This is a genomic window from Streptococcus oralis (assembly GCF_026782345.1).
In the GTDB taxonomy this organism is placed as follows: Bacteria; Bacillota; Bacilli; order Lactobacillales; family Streptococcaceae; genus Streptococcus; species Streptococcus oralis_CK.
Genome location: NZ_JAKUWI010000001.1, coordinates 1432506 through 1450621, shown reverse-complemented (window position 1 = coordinate 1450621; position 18116 = coordinate 1432506). Strand labels below are relative to the sequence as shown.

At 39.5% G+C, this 18116-nt stretch carries 19 protein-coding genes; 16 read left to right on the top strand and 3 right to left on the bottom strand.

Features of this window, described 5'->3' with window-relative positions; all coding sequences use genetic code 11:
* The first annotated feature begins 16 nt into the window (after positions 1-16).
* From mreC to tsf, 5 genes are all read left to right on the top strand, one after another.
* The gene (gene mreC, locus MK405_RS07090) at positions 17-832 is read left to right on the top strand and encodes a rod shape-determining protein MreC (RefSeq protein ID WP_007520952.1); all 816 of its coding nucleotides are present in this window, start codon (positions 17-19) and stop codon (positions 830-832) included.
* A gap of 2 nt (positions 833-834) precedes the next feature.
* A complete protein-coding gene (gene mreD / locus MK405_RS07085) occupies positions 835-1329 on the top strand; it encodes a rod shape-determining protein MreD (RefSeq protein WP_001237923.1) in 495 nt (164 codons plus the stop codon).
* 93 nt (positions 1330-1422) lie between these two features.
* The gene (gene pcsB / locus MK405_RS07080; protein ID WP_268704646.1) at positions 1423-2652 is read left to right on the top strand and encodes a peptidoglycan hydrolase PcsB; all 1230 of its coding nucleotides are present in this window, start codon (positions 1423-1425) and stop codon (positions 2650-2652) included.
* A 224-nt stretch (positions 2653-2876) separates the two neighbouring features.
* Positions 2877-3656: a 30S ribosomal protein S2 gene (rpsB, locus tag MK405_RS07075; protein ID WP_000268477.1), complete on the top strand. Its 780-nt coding sequence runs from the start codon at positions 2877-2879 to the stop codon at positions 3654-3656.
* A 78-nt stretch (positions 3657-3734) separates the two neighbouring features.
* On the top strand, positions 3735-4775 hold the full coding sequence (gene tsf, locus MK405_RS07070; protein ID WP_247941897.1) for a translation elongation factor Ts: 1041 nt from the start codon (positions 3735-3737) through the stop codon (positions 4773-4775).
* 279 nt (positions 4776-5054) lie between these two features.
* Here tsf and cysK read toward each other — a convergent pair whose 3' ends face one another.
* The 3 genes from cysK to MK405_RS07055 all read right to left on the bottom strand — a co-directional run bounded on the left by cysK (position 5055) and on the right by MK405_RS07055 (position 7171).
* Complete coding sequence (gene cysK / locus MK405_RS07065; RefSeq protein ID WP_000158479.1) at positions 5055-5981, bottom strand: cysteine synthase A; 927 nt, start codon at positions 5979-5981, stop codon at positions 5055-5057.
* Between the two features lie 96 nt (positions 5982-6077).
* Positions 6078-6521, bottom strand: coding sequence for a PH domain-containing protein (locus MK405_RS07060; RefSeq protein WP_268704645.1), 444 nt, complete (start codon positions 6519-6521; stop codon positions 6078-6080).
* A 14-nt stretch (positions 6522-6535) separates the two neighbouring features.
* Complete coding sequence (locus MK405_RS07055) at positions 6536-7171, bottom strand: YigZ family protein (RefSeq protein ID WP_268704644.1); 636 nt, start codon at positions 7169-7171, stop codon at positions 6536-6538.
* A gap of 56 nt (positions 7172-7227) precedes the next feature.
* Here MK405_RS07055 and MK405_RS07050 point away from each other — a divergent pair, with 56 nt between their 5' ends.
* From MK405_RS07050 to MK405_RS07000, 11 genes are all read left to right on the top strand, one after another.
* The gene (locus tag MK405_RS07050; RefSeq protein WP_268704643.1) at positions 7228-8526 is read left to right on the top strand and encodes an ATP-dependent helicase ComFA; all 1299 of its coding nucleotides are present in this window, start codon (positions 7228-7230) and stop codon (positions 8524-8526) included.
* Positions 8523-9185 carry a ComF family protein gene (locus tag MK405_RS07045; RefSeq protein ID WP_268704642.1) on the top strand — a complete coding sequence of 221 codons (663 nt, stop codon included), beginning with the start codon at positions 8523-8525 and terminating at the stop codon, positions 9183-9185. Before MK405_RS07050 ends, MK405_RS07045 begins: the two co-directional genes overlap by 4 nt.
* A 79-nt stretch (positions 9186-9264) precedes the next feature.
* Positions 9265-9813, top strand: coding sequence for a ribosome hibernation-promoting factor, HPF/YfiA family (gene hpf, locus MK405_RS07040; RefSeq protein WP_213988642.1), 549 nt, complete (start codon positions 9265-9267; stop codon positions 9811-9813).
* 244 nt (positions 9814-10057) lie between these two features.
* Positions 10058-11266: an acyl-CoA dehydrogenase FadE gene (gene fadE, locus MK405_RS07035; RefSeq protein WP_000201479.1), complete on the top strand. Its 1209-nt coding sequence runs from the start codon at positions 10058-10060 to the stop codon at positions 11264-11266.
* 80 nt (positions 11267-11346) lie between these two features.
* Positions 11347-12195: a 3-hydroxybutyryl-CoA dehydrogenase gene (locus MK405_RS07030; protein WP_025168538.1), complete on the top strand. Its 849-nt coding sequence runs from the start codon at positions 11347-11349 to the stop codon at positions 12193-12195.
* An 18-nt stretch (positions 12196-12213) separates the two neighbouring features.
* Positions 12214-13392, top strand: a complete 1179-nt coding sequence (locus tag MK405_RS07025; RefSeq protein ID WP_000656060.1) for an acetyl-CoA C-acetyltransferase — start codon at positions 12214-12216, stop codon at positions 13390-13392.
* A gap of 320 nt (positions 13393-13712) precedes the next feature.
* Complete coding sequence (locus MK405_RS07020; protein ID WP_000048046.1) at positions 13713-14492, top strand: enoyl-CoA hydratase/isomerase family protein; 780 nt, start codon at positions 13713-13715, stop codon at positions 14490-14492.
* Between the two features lie 15 nt (positions 14493-14507).
* Complete coding sequence (locus MK405_RS07015) at positions 14508-15230, top strand: CoA transferase subunit A (protein ID WP_000869893.1); 723 nt, start codon at positions 14508-14510, stop codon at positions 15228-15230.
* Position 15231: 1 nt separating this feature from the next.
* Positions 15232-15885: a 3-oxoacid CoA-transferase subunit B gene (locus tag MK405_RS07010; protein ID WP_000644731.1), complete on the top strand. Its 654-nt coding sequence runs from the start codon at positions 15232-15234 to the stop codon at positions 15883-15885.
* 194 nt (positions 15886-16079) lie between these two features.
* Complete coding sequence (locus MK405_RS07005) at positions 16080-16988, top strand: LysR family transcriptional regulator (RefSeq protein WP_000351428.1); 909 nt, start codon at positions 16080-16082, stop codon at positions 16986-16988.
* Positions 16989-17003: 15 nt separating this feature from the next.
* Positions 17004-18116 (top strand): acyl-CoA dehydrogenase family protein, encoded by a 1113-nt coding sequence (locus tag MK405_RS07000; protein WP_268704641.1) that lies wholly within the window; start codon positions 17004-17006, stop codon positions 18114-18116.

The window sequence follows — 18116 nt, the reverse complement described above, 5'->3', positions numbered from 1 at the left end:
GTATAAAGGTAGGAATATGAACCGTTTTAAAAAATCAAAATATCTAATCATCGTTTTTGTCACAGTTTTGGCAGTTTCTGTTCTATTAGTGACAACCTATTCAAGCGCTATTGTGACGAAACTAGGAGATGGGATTTCTTTAGTGGATAGAATTGTCCAAAAACCCTTTCAGTGGTTTGACGATTTCAAATCGGATTTGGACCATTTGACGCAGACTTATAATGAAAATGAAAGCTTAAAAAAGCAACTCTACAAACTAGAAGTGGAGTCTAATCAATCAGAAAGTTTAAAAAATGAAAATGAACAACTACGTCAGTTGCTGGATATGAAGTCAAAATTGCAGGCTACAAAAAACTTAGCAGCAGATGTGATTACGCGCTCACCGGTATTTTGGAAGCAAGAGTTAACGATAGATGCAGGAAGTTCAAAGGGTGCTTCTGAAAATATGTTGGCCATTGCAAACGGGGGCTTGATTGGCAGTGTTTCAAAAGTGGAGGATCATTCAACAACGATCAACCTATTGACAAACACCGAAAATTCAGACAAAATTTCCGTTAAAATCTTGCATGGTTCTACTGAAATTTACGGAATTATCGTTGGTTATGACAAAGAAACCGAACTTCTTAAAATTAGTCAATTAAACAGTAACAACGACATTAGTGCCGGAGATAGGGTGACTACAGGGGGGCTTGGAAACTTTAATGTTAAGGATATTCCTGTTGGAGAGGTTGTTGCTACAACTCATAGCAGTGATTATCTAACACGAGAGGTAACAGTAAAGTTAAGTGCTGATACTAAAGATCTTCATGTGGTAGAGTTAGTGGGGAATTAGCAATGAGACTGTTAAAACAAGTTGGTATTTTCTTTTTACTTCCTTTTCTTGTGCTAATTGATGCACATATTGGTCAATTAGTAGAATCCTTTTATCCACATTTTCACTTAGCAAGTCATTTCCTGTTTTTATTTCTCTTGTTTGAGACAATTGAGGTGTCAGAATACTTCTATCTAGCTTATTGCTGTATAGCAGGTTTGGTGTACGATATCTATTTTTTCCACTTGATAGGAATTGCGACACTTTTATTTATCTTGATAGGTGCTTCACTTCACAAGTTTAATAGTGTGACTTTGTTGAACCGTTGGACGAGAATGTTGACAATAGTTGTGATGAGCTTCCTATTTGATATGGGTAGTTATCTCCTGGCCCTTGCTATGGGACTGACAGTAGAATCAATGCCAGTTTTCATTGTCTACAGCCTTGTTCCATCAATGATTTTAAACTTTTTGTGGATGGTGATTTTCCAGTATATTTTTGAAAAATATTATCTATAAGAAAGAAATAAAAATGTAACAAAGGCGTAATATTTATTATGCCTTTTTTTGGTATACTAGTAATGTCTTAAACAGAAGGAGTATCTACACAATATGAAGAAAAAAATCTTAGCGTCACTTTTATTAAGTACAGTATTAGTGTCTCAAGTGGCAGTGTTAACAACTGTTCACGCTGAAACAACTGATGAAAAAATTGCTGCTCAAGATAGTAAGATTAGTGACTTGACAGCTCAACAAAAAGAAGCTCAACAACAGGTAGATGAAATCCAAACGCAAGTTACAGCCATTCAAACACAGCAAGCAAACTTGCAAGCTGAAAATGAAACACTACAAGCGGAATCTAAAAAACTTGAAGGAGAAATTACAGAGCTCTCTAAGAATATTGTTGCTCGTAATGAATCTTTGGAAAAACAAGCACGTAGCGCACAAACAAACGGTGCTGCAACTAGCTATATCAACACAATTGTAAATTCAAAATCAATTACAGAAGCTATTTCCCGTGTTGCGGCTATGAGCGAGATTGTATCGGCTAACAACAAAATGTTAGAGCAACAAAAAGCTGATAAAAAATCAATTTCAGAAAAACAAGTCGCAAATAATGAAGCAATCAATACTGTCATTGCGAACCAACAAACGCTTGCTGACGATGCACAGACATTGACAACAAAACAGGCGGAGTTAAAAGTTGCTGAGTTGAACCTTGCTGCAGAGAAAGCTACTGCAGAAGGCGAGAAAGCTACCTTGTTGGAACAAAAAGCAGCAGCAGAGGCAGAAGCGAAAGCAGCAGCTGAAGCAGAGGCAGCTTATAAAGCACGTCAAACAAGTCAACAACAATCAGTTGTTGCTTCTGGAAACACAAGTTTCTCAGCTCAAGTGCAAGCAACATCTACATCTACATCAACGTCAGCATCTGACGACGAGGACTCAAGCTACACTCCAGCACCTACACCTACTCCGACTCCTACTAGACAACGTCCAACATACAGTACAAATGCTTCAAGTTATCCAACTGGTGAATGTACTTGGGGAGCTAAAACATTAGCACCTTGGGCTGGAGATTACTGGGGTAACGGAGCACAGTGGGCTACAAGTGCAGCAGCTGCAGGTTTCCGTACTGGTTCTCAACCACAAGTTGGTGCGATTGCATGTTGGAATGATGGTGGCTATGGACACGTAGCGGTTGTTACAGCAGTTGATTCAACTACTCGTATTCAAGTATCAGAATCAAACTATGGTGGAGATCGTACAATCGGTAACAAACGTGGATGGTTCAACCCAACTACAACATCTGAAGGTTATGTTACTTACATTTATCCAAACTAATGAATGAAACGAAGAGGCTCGATTTGAGTCTCTTTTATTATTTTTAATCGAGAGTAAGACAGAAATCCATCAAAATCACTTGAAAATATCGCTAAAATGTGGTAGAATGAAACTTGTCGTGTAAACGATAATACTCATTCTTGATGAATTGTGAAACTGTTGCCCTCGGGTCGTTTTGCAAGTTGAAATCAAGAAGAGGAAAAAAACAAAAAGGAGAAATACTCATGGCAGTAATTTCAATGAAACAACTTCTTGAGGCTGGTGTACACTTTGGTCACCAAACTCGTCGCTGGAACCCTAAGATGGCTAAGTACATCTTCACTGAACGTAACGGAATCCACGTTATCGACTTGCAACAAACTGTAAAATACGCTGACCAAGCATACGACTTCATGCGTGATGCTGCAGCTAACGATGCAGTTGTATTGTTTGTTGGTACTAAGAAACAAGCTGCTGATGCTGTTAAGGAAGAAGCAGAACGTTCAGGTCAATACTACATCAACCACCGTTGGTTGGGTGGAACTCTTACTAACTGGGGAACTATCCAAAAACGTATTGCTCGTTTGAAAGAAATCAAACGCATGGAAGAAGAAGGAATCTTTGATGTTCTTCCTAAGAAAGAAGTTGCACTTCTTAACAAACAACGTGCACGTCTTGAAAAATTCTTGGGTGGTATCGAAGACATGCCTCGTATCCCAGATGTAATGTACGTAGTTGACCCACATAAAGAACAAATCGCTGTTAAAGAAGCTAAAAAATTGGGAATCCCAGTTGTAGCGATGGTTGACACAAACACTGATCCAGACGATATCGATGTAATCATCCCAGCTAACGATGATGCTATCCGCGCGGTTAAATTAATCACAGCTAAATTGGCTGACGCTATCATCGAAGGACGTCAAGGCGAAGACGCGACAGCAGTTGAAGCTGAATTTGCAGCTTCAGAAGCTCAAGCTGACTCAATCGAAGAAATCGTTGAAGTTGTAGAAGGCGACAACGCTTAATTCAAATAAGTAATCATTACCTAGGAGGGCGGGGCTTAGCCCGGCTCTCCTATTTTTAAAAAATATAGGAGAATCAAAATGGCAGAAATTACAGCTAAACTTGTTAAAGAGTTGCGTGAAAAATCTGGTGCTGGTGTTATGGACGCTAAGAAAGCATTGGTTGAAGTTGAAGGTGATATCGAAAAAGCAATCGAATTGCTTCGCGAAAAAGGTATGGCTAAGGCAGCTAAGAAAGCTGACCGTGTTGCAGCTGAGGGTTTGACTGGTGTATTTGTTAACGGTAACGTTGCAGCAGTAGTTGAAGTAAATGCTGAAACTGACTTCGTTGCAAAAAATGCTCAATTCGTTGAGTTGGTAAATGCTACAGCTAAAGTAATTGCTGAAGGAAAACCAGCTAACAACGAAGAAGCTCTTGCCTTGACAATGCCTTCAGGTGAAACTCTTGAAGCAGCCTATGTATCTGCAACAGCTACAATCGGTGAAAAAATCTCATTCCGTCGTTTTGCTTTGCTTGAAAAAACAGATGCACAACACTTTGGAGCATACCAACACAATGGTGGACGTATCGGTGTTATCTCTGTCATCGAAGGTGGAGATGAGGCACTTGCTAAACAAATCTCAATGCACATTGCTGCGATGAAACCAACAGTTCTTTCTTACAGAGAATTGGATGAGCAATTTGTTAAAGATGAGTTGGCACAATTGAACCACGTAATTGACCAAGATAATGATAGCCGTGCAATGGTTGGTAAACCAGCTCTTCCACACTTGAAATATGGATCAAAAGCTCAATTGACTGATGAAGTGATTGCTCAAGCTGAAGAAGATATCAAAGCTGAATTGGTTGCAGAAGGAAAACCGGAAAAAATCTGGGACAAAATCATTCCAGGTAAAATGGACCGCTTCATGCTTGACAACACTAAAGTTGACCAAGCATACACACTTCTTGCACAAGTCTACATCATGGACGACAGCAAGACAGTTGAAGCATACCTTGAATCAGTTAACGCTTCAGTAGTTGAGTTCGCTCGCTTTGAAGTTGGTGAAGGTATCGAAAAAGCTGCGAACGATTTCGAAGCAGAAGTTGCAGCTACAATGGCAGCAGCTTTGAATAACTAAAGAATCTGAAACAAAATAGTTCTCAGCCACAAAAAAGCTAGAGGTTTCCAATTGAGGAACTCTAGCTTTTTAATTTTGACTCCTTCTCTTATTGTATTTTAAGAAGTTATTGGCCATGAGTATGAATCCCATGTTAATTCTCACTTGACGCTTACCTCTCAGATTACATCTCGTGTAACCCCAGCAAGCCTTTATCTGCCCCAAAACTTTGTTTTAGAGAATAGGCTCTATATGAGTATATAAAAAGCCTTTTAATAAGGGCTAAGTGCATTTAGGAGACTACACTTCAAATTCGTAGAGTGCTGTAGACAAATAACGTTCGCCGTTATCTGGTGCTAAAGCAAGAACTTTCTTCTCTGTACCTAATTTCTTGGCAACCTCAATTGCCCCGTAAATTGCTGCAGCTGAAGAAATTCCAACAAGGAAGCCTTCTTTTCCACCAATTTCACGTCCGAGTGCTAGAGCATCATCTGACGTTACGCGGACGATACCATCATAGGCCTTTGTATCAAGTGTTTCAGGAATAAATCCAGCTGAGATACCTTGAATTTTGTGAGGTCCTGGTTTTTCACCAGACAAGATAGCTGACTCGTCTGCCTCAACTGCATAAACTTGAATGTTTGAATTTGCTGCTTTAAGAGCGTGAGAAACACCTGAGATCGTTCCACCAGTACCAACACCACCCACAAAAGCATCTAGTCCATCAGAACCGAAAGCAGCTAGTATTTCAGCTCCTGTTGTTCTTTCGTGCACTTCTGGATTAGCTGGATTATTAAATTGGAGTGGAAGGAAGCCGTCACGTTCAGCAGCGATTTCCTGAGCTTTGGCAATAGCCCCTTTCATTCCTTCGCTACCAGGAGTGAGGACGAGTTCAGCACCATAGGCTTGGATAATCTTGCGTCGTTCCACACTCATCGTTTCAGGCATGACGATAACAACTTTATATCCTTTAGCAGCACCAACCCATGAAAGACCGATACCAGTGTTTCCACTCGTTGCTTCAACAATAGTAGCACCCGGTTTTAGAATACCATCTTGTTCTGCTTTTTCAATCATGCTAAGGGCAATGCGGTCTTTTACTGACGATCCAGGGTTAAAAGCTTCTAGTTTAACATAGACGTCTGCAGCACCCTCTGGAACAATGTTGTTAAGTTTAACAATCGGTGTTTGTCCAATAAGTTCAGTGATATTGTTATAAATAGTCATAGATATACCTCTTTGTATAAGATGATACTAGTATAACGCGCTCAAGGCTATTTGTAAAATATAGAAATCCTATCAAAGTGATAGGATTTTTTTATATCAAAGGTCTAAGCCATTAATTTTTAATCGATTGTGATAAGCCAATTCTAATAAATAGGTGTAAAGCGGAAGGATGTCCGTTTTTTTAGGGAATTCAAATTTATGGAAACTCAGATGCTCATTATGTGCTTTTAGAAAGACATTTTCTAAATAAGTGATCGTAATCTCACTATCATCTATACCTGTTCCAGCAGTTTCCATTTCAACGTTTACAATGTTCATCAAAAAGAGTGACTTAACAGATACCTTGCGACCAGTGGCACCTTGCTTATCTGTAAAGATGATACGAACATTTGTAAAGATGATTGAATCCCGAATAAGTTTATACCCACTTTGGATTTCTTCATTCTCTAGTAGGTATTGACCATATTCTTTGATAAGAGCTTCTTTGTTTTGCTCGCTGAAGTTACCAGCAAGTCCTTGAATAAATTTCCCAAACGTCATAATTCCTCCTTTGTTTACACTAAGTTTACAGAAACCTCAACTTCTCGTAAACCTTGATCCGTTAAAGTAACCTTTCCATTAAAAAACTCTACAAGAGCAGCCTTGATATTTTCTTTCTCTTCCTTATCAACATAAATCATTGTATCAACTTGATCTGTAAAGTTTGTATCCAGCTCCATGAGATTATGTTCTTTAAGAAAATTGCCATATTCTTGATACTGAGTGTAGGACATCTGAATGTCTATACCAGCCTGTTCTTTGATTTCAATAATGCCAATTTCTTTGACAGCCAAGGCTACACTACCTGCATAGGCACGGATCAAACCGCCAGCACCTAGTTTGATGCCACCAAAGTAGCGTGTCACTACCACACAGAGATTGGTTAGATTATGATTTTCTAAGACACCCAGCATAGGGACTCCAGCAGTACCACTAGGTTCCCCATCATCACTCGTACGTTTGATTTCACTGCGTTCCCCAATAATAAAGGCAGAGCAGTTATGGGTGGCTTTGTAGTGTTCTTTTTTGATGGCAGTGATAAAGTCACGAGCCTCTTCTTCACTATAGACACGCTTGGCATGACAGATAAAGCGCGATTTTTTGATTTCTTCTTGGACCTGTCCATCCTCTTTAATAGTTCTAAATTCCATGATTTAATTGTACTAAAAAAATATCTAAAGCGCTAGATTTTTACGAATAAAGAAGTATGAAAGTAAATCCAAACTATCTCGGTCGCTTGTTTACTGAGAAAGAATTAACAAAAGAAGAACGTCAGATGGCTGAGAAAATTCCAGCAATGAGAAAAGAGAAAGGGAAACTGTTTTGTCAACGTTGTAATAGTAGTATTCTAGAAGAATGGTATTTGCCTATAGGTGCTTACTATTGTAGGGAGTGTCTATTGATGAAGAGAGTCAGGAGTGATCAAGCTTTATACTATTTTCCGCAGGAGGATTTTCCTAAGAAAGACGTTCTCAAATGGCGTGGTCAGTTAACACCTTTTCAAGAAAAAGTATCAGAGGGACTGCTTCAGGCGGTAGACAAGCAAGAGCCAACCTTGGTTCACGCTGTGACAGGAGCTGGAAAGACAGAGATGATTTATCAAGTTGTGTCCAAAGTGATTGATGATGGTGGTGCAGTTTGTTTGGCCAGTCCTCGAATTGATGTATGTTTGGAACTGTATAAGCGACTGCAGAATGACTTTGCTTGCGATATAGCGTTACTCCATGGCGAATCAGAGCCCTATTTTCGAACTCCCTTAGTAGTTGCGACAACTCATCAGCTATTAAAATTTCATCATGCTTTTGATTTGCTGATAGTGGATGAGGTAGATGCCTTTCCTTATGTTGACAACACTATGCTTTACTATGCTGTAAAGAATAGTGTAAAGGAGGATGGAGTAAGGATATTCCTTACAGCAACTTCTACAGATGATTTAGATAGGAAGGTTCGCACAGGAGAATTAAAACGATTAAGCTTGCCGAGACGGTTTCATGGAAATCCATTGATTATTCCAAAGCCAGTTTGGTTATCGGATTTTAATCGTTATTTAGATAAGAGTCAGTTGTCATCCAAGTTAAAGATCTACATTGAGAAACAGAGAAGAACAGGTTATCCCTTGCTGATTTTTGCATCAGAAATTAAAAAAGGCGAGAAACTAAAAGAAATATTGCAGGAACAGTTTCCGAATGAAACTATCGGCTTTGTGTCCTCTGTCACAGAAAATCGATTAGAGCAGGTGCAAGCTTTTCGAGATGGAGAACTAACAATACTAATTAGTACGACAATCTTGGAACGTGGGGTTACCTTCCCTTGTGTAGATGTTTTCGTAGTAGAAGCTAATCATAGGCTCTTTACCAAGTCTAGCTTGATTCAGATTGGTGGTCGAGTTGGGCGTAGTATGGACAGACCAACTGGTGAGTTGCTCTTCTTTCATGATGGATTAAATGCTTCCATCAAGAAGGCAATCAAGGAAATCAAACAAATGAACAAGGAGGCGGGGTTATGAACTGTTTATTATGTGGTCAGACCACAAAGAGTGAGTTAACTTTTGGTAGTCTCTTCATTTTGAAAGATGACTGCAGTTATCTTTGCTCAGCTTGTGCTTCTAGTTTTGAGAAGATTGGTGAGAAATATTGTCCAAACTGTATGAAAACAGGGGTGTCAACTCAGTGTCAAGATTGTAAACTTTGGTGTAAAGAAGGAGTGCAGGTTGATCATAAGGCGATTTTTACCTATAATCAAGCTATGAAAGACTTTTTCAGTCAATATAAGTTTGATGGCGATTTTTTGCTTAGAAAAGTTTTTGCTTCCGTTCTTGCTGAGGAGCTGAAACAGTATAGAGGTTATCAATTTGTTGTAATTCCCCTAAGTCCTGTAAGATTGCTTGAGAGGGGATTCAACCAGGTTGAAGGTTTGGTTGAGGCAGCAGGATTTTCTTTTAAAGATTTACTAGGGAAAAGAGAAGAGAAGGCTAGTTCTTCTAAAAGCCGTTTGGAAAGGTTAGCTACCGAAATTCCATTTTTTATAAAAACTGAAGTCCCTCTTCCTAAGAAAATTTTGGTTATTGATGACATCTATACAACAGGGGCAACTGTCAATCGTGTGAAGCGTCTTTTTGAAGAAGCAGGAGCTTTGGATGTTAAAACTTTTTCCCTTGTAAGATGAGGAAAAAATTTGCAAAATGAAAATGAAAGCGCTATAATATAGTTAGAAAAACAAAAATGTTTAGAAAGAAGGTACTTATATGATTAAATATAGTATCCGTGGTGAAAACCTAGAAGTAACAGAAGCGATTCGTGATTATGTAGTTTCTAAACTCGAAAAGATCGAAAAGTATTTTCAACCTGAGCAAGAGTTGGATGCACGTGTGAATTTGAAAGTTTACCGTGAAAAAACAGCAAAAGTTGAAGTAACGATTCCACTTGGATCTATTACTCTTCGTGCAGAAGATGTTTCTCAAGATATGTATGGTTCTATCGATCTTGTAACAGATAAAATTGAACGTCAGATTCGTAAAAATAAGACTAAAATCGAACGTAAGAATAAAAATAAAGTTGCAACAAGTCAACTCTTTACAGATGCTCTAGTTGAAGATGTAAATGTTGTGCAACCAAAAGTCGTTCGTTCAAAACAAATTGATTTGAAGCCAATGGATTTAGAAGAAGCCCTTCTTCAAATGGATTTATTGGGACATGATTTCTTTATCTATGTGGATGTAGAAGATCAAACAACAAATGTTTTGTATCGCCGTGAAGACGGTGAAGTTGGTTTGTTAGAAGTGAGAGAATCATAAAATTGAAATAACTAACAAAAGTGGTTTACTGATTTGTAAACCACTTTTCTTGTTCCTAAGGTGAGTAGAAAAACGAGGAAATCCTTGATAAACAGTCAGAATCAGCCCCTATAATCTGAACTTATAGGGGTGTTTATATTTATTAAGTAGACAAAATAATACCCTAAGGGATAGAATGGTGTTGTCAACAAATAGCGAATACAAAAATGTAAGCGCTCTTATAACAAATAAAGGAGTCATAACTATGGCAACAAAAGAAGAAATTTTACGCGAACTATATCCTGAAGACCTTTTTCACTATGCGGATGGTCTAACTTTGGGAGAAGCAGAGGTTTTACAAGAAACTCGCCGTTTGATTGAGAAACATCTCCGTCCGGTTATTAATGAATACTGGGAAAAACCTGATTTTCCTTTTGAAGAATTCTATGCTGTAGCTAAGGGCGCTCAAATTATGAACAATCCAAAATTGTTTGAGGGGCGTGAGGGTAGCTGGAAACCTTCTGAACTTTATATTGCTTTCTTGTATCTTGAACTTGCTCGCTTCGATGCTTCTATTGCAACATTCTACACCGTTCATGGCGGACTTTGCTACAACACAATTCTCTTGGGTGGTGATGAGCGTCAACAAAAAGAATTTCTTCCAAAACTAGCTGCATTTGATTGGCAAGGTTGCTTCGCTTTAACTGAACCTCTTTCAGGTTCTGATATTGCTGGAGGACTTGCGACTACTGCAGAACGTGTTGGAGACAAGTGGATTCTAAATGGTGAAAAACGCTGGATTGGTGGTTCAGATACTGCGGATGTTGTTCCTGTATTTGCTCGTGATGTTGCGGATGGCAAGGTGAAATGCTTTATCGTTCGTAAGGGAGCTCCTGGATATCATGCAGAACCAATCCCACACAAGATTGCTCTTCGTTGTATCCGCAATGGCCATATTACCATGAAGAATGTAGAGGTTCCAGATTCAGACCGTTTGGTAAATATCAATGGTTTTGGTGATGTAGCCCGTATCTTGACCTTCACTCGCGCGGACGTTGCTCACATTGCTATGGGAGTGACTTGTGGATCGTATGTTGCAGCTCTTAAATATGCTAAAGATCGTGAACAGTTCAAACGTCCAATTGCCAAATTCCAAATTGTTCAAGAAAAATTGGCTCGTATGCAAGCAAATGCTGTAGCAGTTATTGCGTATTCAACTCGTATTGCTGAGATGCAAGAGAAAGGTAATGAATTGATGCTTAACTCTGCTCTTGCTAAAATGCACAATTCCTTGGTGATGCGCGAAACAGTTGCCCTTGCTCGTGAAACTTGCGGAGGTAATGGTATTACACTTGAGACAGACGTTGCTCGTTTCTTTGCAGATGCTGAATCAATCTATACCTATGAAGGTTCACACGAAGTGAATGCCTTGATTGTTGGTCGTGAGATTACTGGATTAGGTGCCTTTGTTTAATGTCAGAAAGGCGATTGAAGGATTTCTGTTCAATCGTCCTTGCTTCATGCACTGGATTTTTGTAAAATAAGAAGGAGAAAATAATGATATCTAAGGTGATGATTATTGGTTCTGGTCAAATGGGAAGCGGAATTGCTCAAGTATTTGCTCAGGCTGGTTTTACAGTTTACTTAAACGATATTAAAGAAGAATTTGTTCAAAGAGGCTTGAATAATATCACAAAACAATTGGAACGTTCAGTTGAAAAAGGACGGATGTCTGCGGATGAGAAGGATCAGGTATTAGCCAATTTGCTTCCATCTGTTTCATATGAAGATGCGAAAAAAGTCCAATTGGTGATTGAAGCTGCAACTGAGAATCGTGAGATTAAGTTGAATATTTTCAAACAATTGGATGAATTGACAGATCCTAAAACTATCTTAGCATCAAACACATCCTCTTTGTCAATCACGGATATAGCTGCTGCTACTAAACATCAGGAGCGCGTGATTGGAATGCACTTCTTTAATCCTGCCCCAATCATGAAACTTGTAGAGGTTATTAAGGCCTTGCAGACTTCAGAAGAAGTGGTTCAGGCGGTTCGTGAATTGACAGTGAAAATTGGTAAAACACCAGTTGATGTTAAAGATTCTTATGGTTTTGTTGTGAACAGAATTTTGATTCCTATGATCAATGAAGCCGTTTACATTCTAGGTGAAGGAGTGGCTAGTGCCGAGGAAATCGATGAAGCGATGAAACTTGGTGCAAATCATCCTATTGGACCTTTGGCTCTTGCTGACTTGATTGGGTTGGATGTTTGTTTGGCTATTATGGGCGTCCTAAACCAAGGGTTTGGTGATCAAAAATACCGTCCTGCCCCTCTTCTTAAGAAAATGGTCGAAGCAGGAAAATTGGGACGGAAGACAAAAGAAGGCTTCTTTACTTACTAGACACTGATGGAGGTAGTCATGAAAGACGTAGTTATTGTTTCGGCAGTGCGAACACCTTTAGGTTCCTTTGGCGGGAGCTTGAAGAATGTTTCTGCTGTTGATTTGGGATCTTTGGTAATTAAGAGTGCTTTGGAAAAAGCGAATATTAAACCAGAGCAGGTAGATGAAGTGATTATGGGGAATGTCCTAGGCGCAGGTTTAGGCCAAAACGTGGCTCGCCAAATGAGTATTCATGCTGGGCTTCCTGAATTTACACCAGCCTTTACCATTAATAAGGTTTGTGGTTCTGGTTTGAAGGCAGTGCAGTTAGCTGCTCAAGCGATTCAGTGCGGAGATGCAGATATTGTCGTGGCTGGTGGTGCAGAAAACATGAGCCAGGCTCCATATGTTTTGCCAAGCTTCCGTTGGGGTGGCCGTATGGGAGATTCGAAAGTGGTAGATACCATGATTAAGGACGGTTTGTCTGATGCCTTTAACGAATACCATATGGGGATTACAGCTGAGAATGTGGCAGAAGAATATGGTATTAGCCGGGATGATCAAGATGCGCTTGCTTTGGAATCACAAAAACGAGCAGTAGCGGCTATAGAATCTGGACGCTTTAAGGAAGAGATTGTTCCGGTGGTTATTCCTCAACGCAAAGGCGATCCTATCATCTTTGATACAGATGAATTTCCTAGAAAAGATGCTAGCTTGGAGAGTCTGTCCAAGCTACGCCCTGTTTTCAAAAAAGACGGTTCTGTTACAGCGGGTAATGCATCAGGTATCAATGACGGAGCAGCGGCTGTCTTGGTCATGAGCGCTGAAAAAGCTGAAGAATTAGGACTTCCAGTCATTGCGCGAATTCGTTCGTATGCAAGTGCAGGTTTGGATCCTAAGATTATGGGATGTGGACCGATTTATGCGACCCGTAAAGCTCTTGAAAAAGGTAATTTGACAGTTGATGATCTTGACTTGATCGAGTCAAATGAAGCCTTTGCTGCTCAGGCTTGTGCGGTTGGGAAAACACTTGGCTTTAACACAGATATTGTCAATGTCAATGGTGGCGCGATTGCTCTTGGTCATCCAATTGGAGCTTCAGGCTGCCGTATCTTAGTGACTCTGGTACATGAGATGATGAAACGTGATGCCAAAACTGGTTTAGCAACTCTCTGTATCGGAGGAGGGATGGGAACAGCCCTCATCGTTGAACGTTAGTTATTAGAAAACTGAACGTCATTTCCTCTTTTTCAATATTACGATTACAAAATGAGATATTGATCCGATCTCATAGTTACATACCTTATCAAGTGTCTTTCTCCGAAAGTGCTTGATAAGGTATTTTTGCTTTTCCTAAGACTTTGAGGGTAGATTGAATGGCCCTATTCTATAAGCTGGACTTATAGGTCTATAAATAAAGATTAAGTAGACGGATAGGGAAAAAAGGATTATGATGAAAATGTAAGCTCTTACATTTTGTGTTGGTATTTGTTGACGCTGTACTCTGTACTCAAAATAAATCAAGTAGGAGCAAAACAATGAGTAAAACTGTTTTATTAGAGGTTAAGAATGGTCTTGGCTATCTAACAATTAACCGTCCATCGGCTTTGAACGCTTTAAGTTCAGAAGTCTTAAAGGATTTGAATCTCGTTTTAGACCAAATTGAAGCTAGCGAGGACATTCGTGTTGTCATCGTGACTGGTCAAGGGGAAAAAGCATTTGTCGCTGGAGCAGATATTAAAGAGATGGACCAAATGTCTCCAATTCAGGCTCATGAATACATGACCTATGCGAACGACACCTTTACCCGTTTATCTGAATTGACTCAACCAACTATTTCAGTATTGAATGGGTATGCTTTGGGAGGCGGTCTAGAATTAGCTCTTTCAACTGATATCCGAATCGGCTATGACAAGACAATGGTTGGTTTCCCTGAAGTTGGCTTGGGAATCATTCCTGGTTTTGCAGGTACTCAAAGAATGTCTCGTTTGATTGGTACTAGTAAAACAAAGGAATTAATCTTTACTGCTAGAATGGTTAACGGACAAGAAGCATATGATCTTGGAATTCTTAACAAGTTGGTAGCAGCAGAAGAACTATTGCCTGCGGCAGAAGAGCTGGCAGGAGCGATTATGAAAAATGCACCGCTAGCAGTTGAAAAGGCTAAACATATTATCCAAGTTGGCTCAGAACTCCCTCTGAAAAATGCTATTCGTTTGGAAACAGAAGCGGAAGCTCTACTCTTCTCTACAGAAGATAAGGTAGAAGGAATGCGTGCTTTTGTTGAAAAACGCAAGGCTGTATTTCAACGTAAATAAGAGAGGCGATAGGTTATGAAAGTTGTAACATTGTCTGAAGCTATTTCTTTGATTCATTCAGGAGATAAAGTTGGTATTTCTGGTTTTCTCGGAGTGGGAGAGCCACTTGAGTTAATTGAGGAACTGGTTCGTCAAAACCAGCAAGATTTGACCTTGGTGTCTGTTGTAACCTCTCAACCCGGTAAGGAAGTTGGAGTTGGTCGACTTTGTGAAAACCATCAGGTTACAAAGTACATTGCAGCCCATGTAGGGACATCCGCTGCTGCTCAGCATGATTATTTCTCGGGAGCCATGAAAGTGGAGTTCACTCCGATGGGAACTGTCGTAGAACGCTTGCATGCTGCGGGCGCGGGCCTTGGAGCAGTCTTAACACCAACAGGTGTAGGAACAATTCTTGAAGATGAACACGAAAAAGTGACTCGAAATGGAAAAGAATATTTGATTTATGATCCATTGAAGATTGATGTTGCCTTGATTAAAGCTACAAAGGCTGATAAGTATGGCAACCTTTATCTGGATGGGACTACTAAAAACATCTCCCTTCAACTCGCTCTAGCAGCTGACACAGTTATTGTTGAGACAAACGAATTGGTTGAAGTCGGAGAAATTGATCCAAATGATATTTACATCCCTGGTATCCTAGTTGACTATGTCGTTCAAGGATTGACACCACAAGAGCATCATCAGATGATGGGAGATCTGTGGACAGAGACAAAGAAACTGGCGGGGGTGAAGTAAAATGAAAGCAAAAGAGATTATCGCAAGACGTGTAGCACTTGAATTTAAAGATGGAGATGTGGTCAATCTTGGTTTTGGGATTCCAAATGCCTCTGCTGATTACATTCCTGAAGGTGTAAATGTTATTTTACAGGCAGAAAATGGCGCTCTTCGATTTGGGGAAACACCTACCAAGGACAACTATAATGCCAATTTAGCGAACTCTGGTGGAGCTCCTATTACATTGTTGCCAGGAGCAGCCTTGTTTGATCTACAAACTTCCTTTGCCATTATTCGTGGTGGACACGTGGATGCAACCGTTCTTGGAGCCCTTGAAGTCAGCCAAGATGGAAGCATTGCGAACTGGATTATCCCAGGGAAATTTGCTCCTGGTATGGGTGGCGCAATGGACTTATTGGTAGGAGCTAAGCGCGTAATCGGGGCTATCCAACATACAACTGCTGATGGAGAATCTAAGTTGTTGAAAGAGTGTACCTTGCCACTTTCAGCTAAAGGAGTATTGGATCTTGTCATCACAGAATTAGCTGTTTTTGGATTCAAAGATGGTAAATTCCTGTTGAAAGAGCTGGCTCCTGGTGTGACATTAGAAGAAGTTCTTGAAAAAACAGCTGGGGAAGTCATTGTCTCAGAAGACTTAAAGACGATGCCGATTTAAGCAAAAAAAAGAGCTATTTTTTACTCAGTGTGTTATGATATAAACTAGATAGTATTGTAAGCGATTTATATACAACATTAAATGGAGTATTCAAAATGTTATTTCGATAAAAAGTCAGTAGACAACTATCAAACACTAGAATAGTTGTCTAATTGATCTACTAAAATAGTGAAGGAAAGCTAGGTGATGGGTAAGTGGATATTATCCAAATGAACTATTTCATCAATATCATAGAATGCGGATGCAACCTTTCCATTGCTGCAAAGAAGATTCACATTAGTCAATCAGCCTTGAGTCAATTTGTGACAAATTTTGAAGCAGCTGAAGGGGTTCAATTATTCAATCGCAAGAATGGAAGATTAGAAAGTTTAACAGAGGCGGGACGCAAAATTTATCGTTATGCGACCGAGATTGTGAATCGACATGAAGAAATGCTTTCCATGATCCATATAGAAGCTCAAAAGCAAAAAGGCACCATTAATTTTGGTATTCCGTCCTTGATTTTACGAGTTTATTTTGCTAGTGCCTTGCCTCATTTTCTGAAAAATAATCCTCATATCCATATCCAGGTTACGGAAGGTGGAGGGAAGGAAATTCGTCAAAAAATGGTTGATGGAGATTTGAATCTCTCTATTCTGATAGAGCCTACGAGCCTGGATGCTAAAAAATATGAACAACATATCATTCAATTGGATGAATACGTTGCTTATATGGATAAGGATCATCCGCTGGCTCAGAAAAGCTTGTTGGAATGGTCTGATATTGCTGGTTATGAATTGGCAACCTTCAACAAAACATTTACGACTTATGATTTAGTGACAGAAAAACTTCGTTCACAACGAATTGAGGCTAAATTTGCTTATCTTTCCTCTACTTGGGACTTCCTAGTTGAATCAACTCATCAGACAGATTTGATTGCCCTTTTGCCAAGACCGGTTGAATATTTTGTGGATAAGAGTCGTTTTAAGGCGGTTAGATTCAAGGATCCGATTCCATTTAATATTTGGTTTTGTAGGCCCTATAAAAACTCCTACAATGAAGTAGAGTCTTATGTGTATGAAGAATTGTTGAAAGATTATTACCAACCGTTTTCTGACAACTAAGATGAGGTGAATGCGATGACCTATAATGACGTGCTGGCACGAGAATTGAAGGCAGACGTGAAAGTGTTGATTCGGGACTATCTCAAGTCTCATGAGGATGAACAACAGTTCCCTAGAGAATTACTTTATCAGTTTATTGAGCAATTTGATATCTTTTCCTTGCTTTTAGATAGTCAAGATTCTGTTTTGAGAACCGAGTTTTTAACCTTTATTCGCTTGATTTCAAAAGATTTTCCTGCTTTTTCTGCTGTTCTACTAACTCAGGCATGTTATGGTATCTATCCTATTTTACGATATGGGAGTCAGGAACAAAAATCGCGTTATGTAGAACCATTAGTAAGGGGAGAAATCTTAGCTGGCTTGGGATTTTCTGAAGGAAAATTGATGGACAGCTTGGAGGTTATTGCAACAACTGCAAGGAAAACAGAAACAGGTTGGTCTTTAACTGGGAAGAAGTCAATTGTATCAAATTGCCGCTATACAGATATTTTGTTAATCTTAGCCAAGGTTCAGGAAGCTAACGGAGAAGATGGATACGGATTTTTCATTGTTGATACGACTCGACCGGGAGTTGCTTTTGGAGATGATATTGCAAAACCTGGTTTACAGGGTTTGCCTGTGAATTCGGTAACTTTTGATCAGGTCATATTGCCAGAAGATAGTCTGCTAGGATTGACGCTAAATGGGGAAACTCAGTTAAATGATATTATCAAAAAATTACAGCTAGGATTAAGCGCAATCTCTATTGGTATCTCTGAGGGAGCTTTTGAAACAGGTCTGGCTTTTGTAAAGGTCAAAAGAAGATTTGGGAAACCATTAATCGATGCGACAGTCTATCAACATCAATTCGCAGACTTGTATACTAAGCTGTGTGCAGCTGAATCTTACTTTGCTTCCTACAAGGACAGGATGAAGGAGGATTCTCTCTTTGTATCTCAGATAAAACTTTATACGACAAAAGTAGCAATTGAGATTTCTGAGGAAATTATTAGATTAATTGGACCTCTTCAAACCTTGGATGACATCCCCATAGACCGTTATCTAAAGGATGCCAAAACGATTGAAATCTATGGAAAATCTGGGGATTCGATTCGTAAAAGAATAGCAGCCCAATGGATAAAGGAGTAA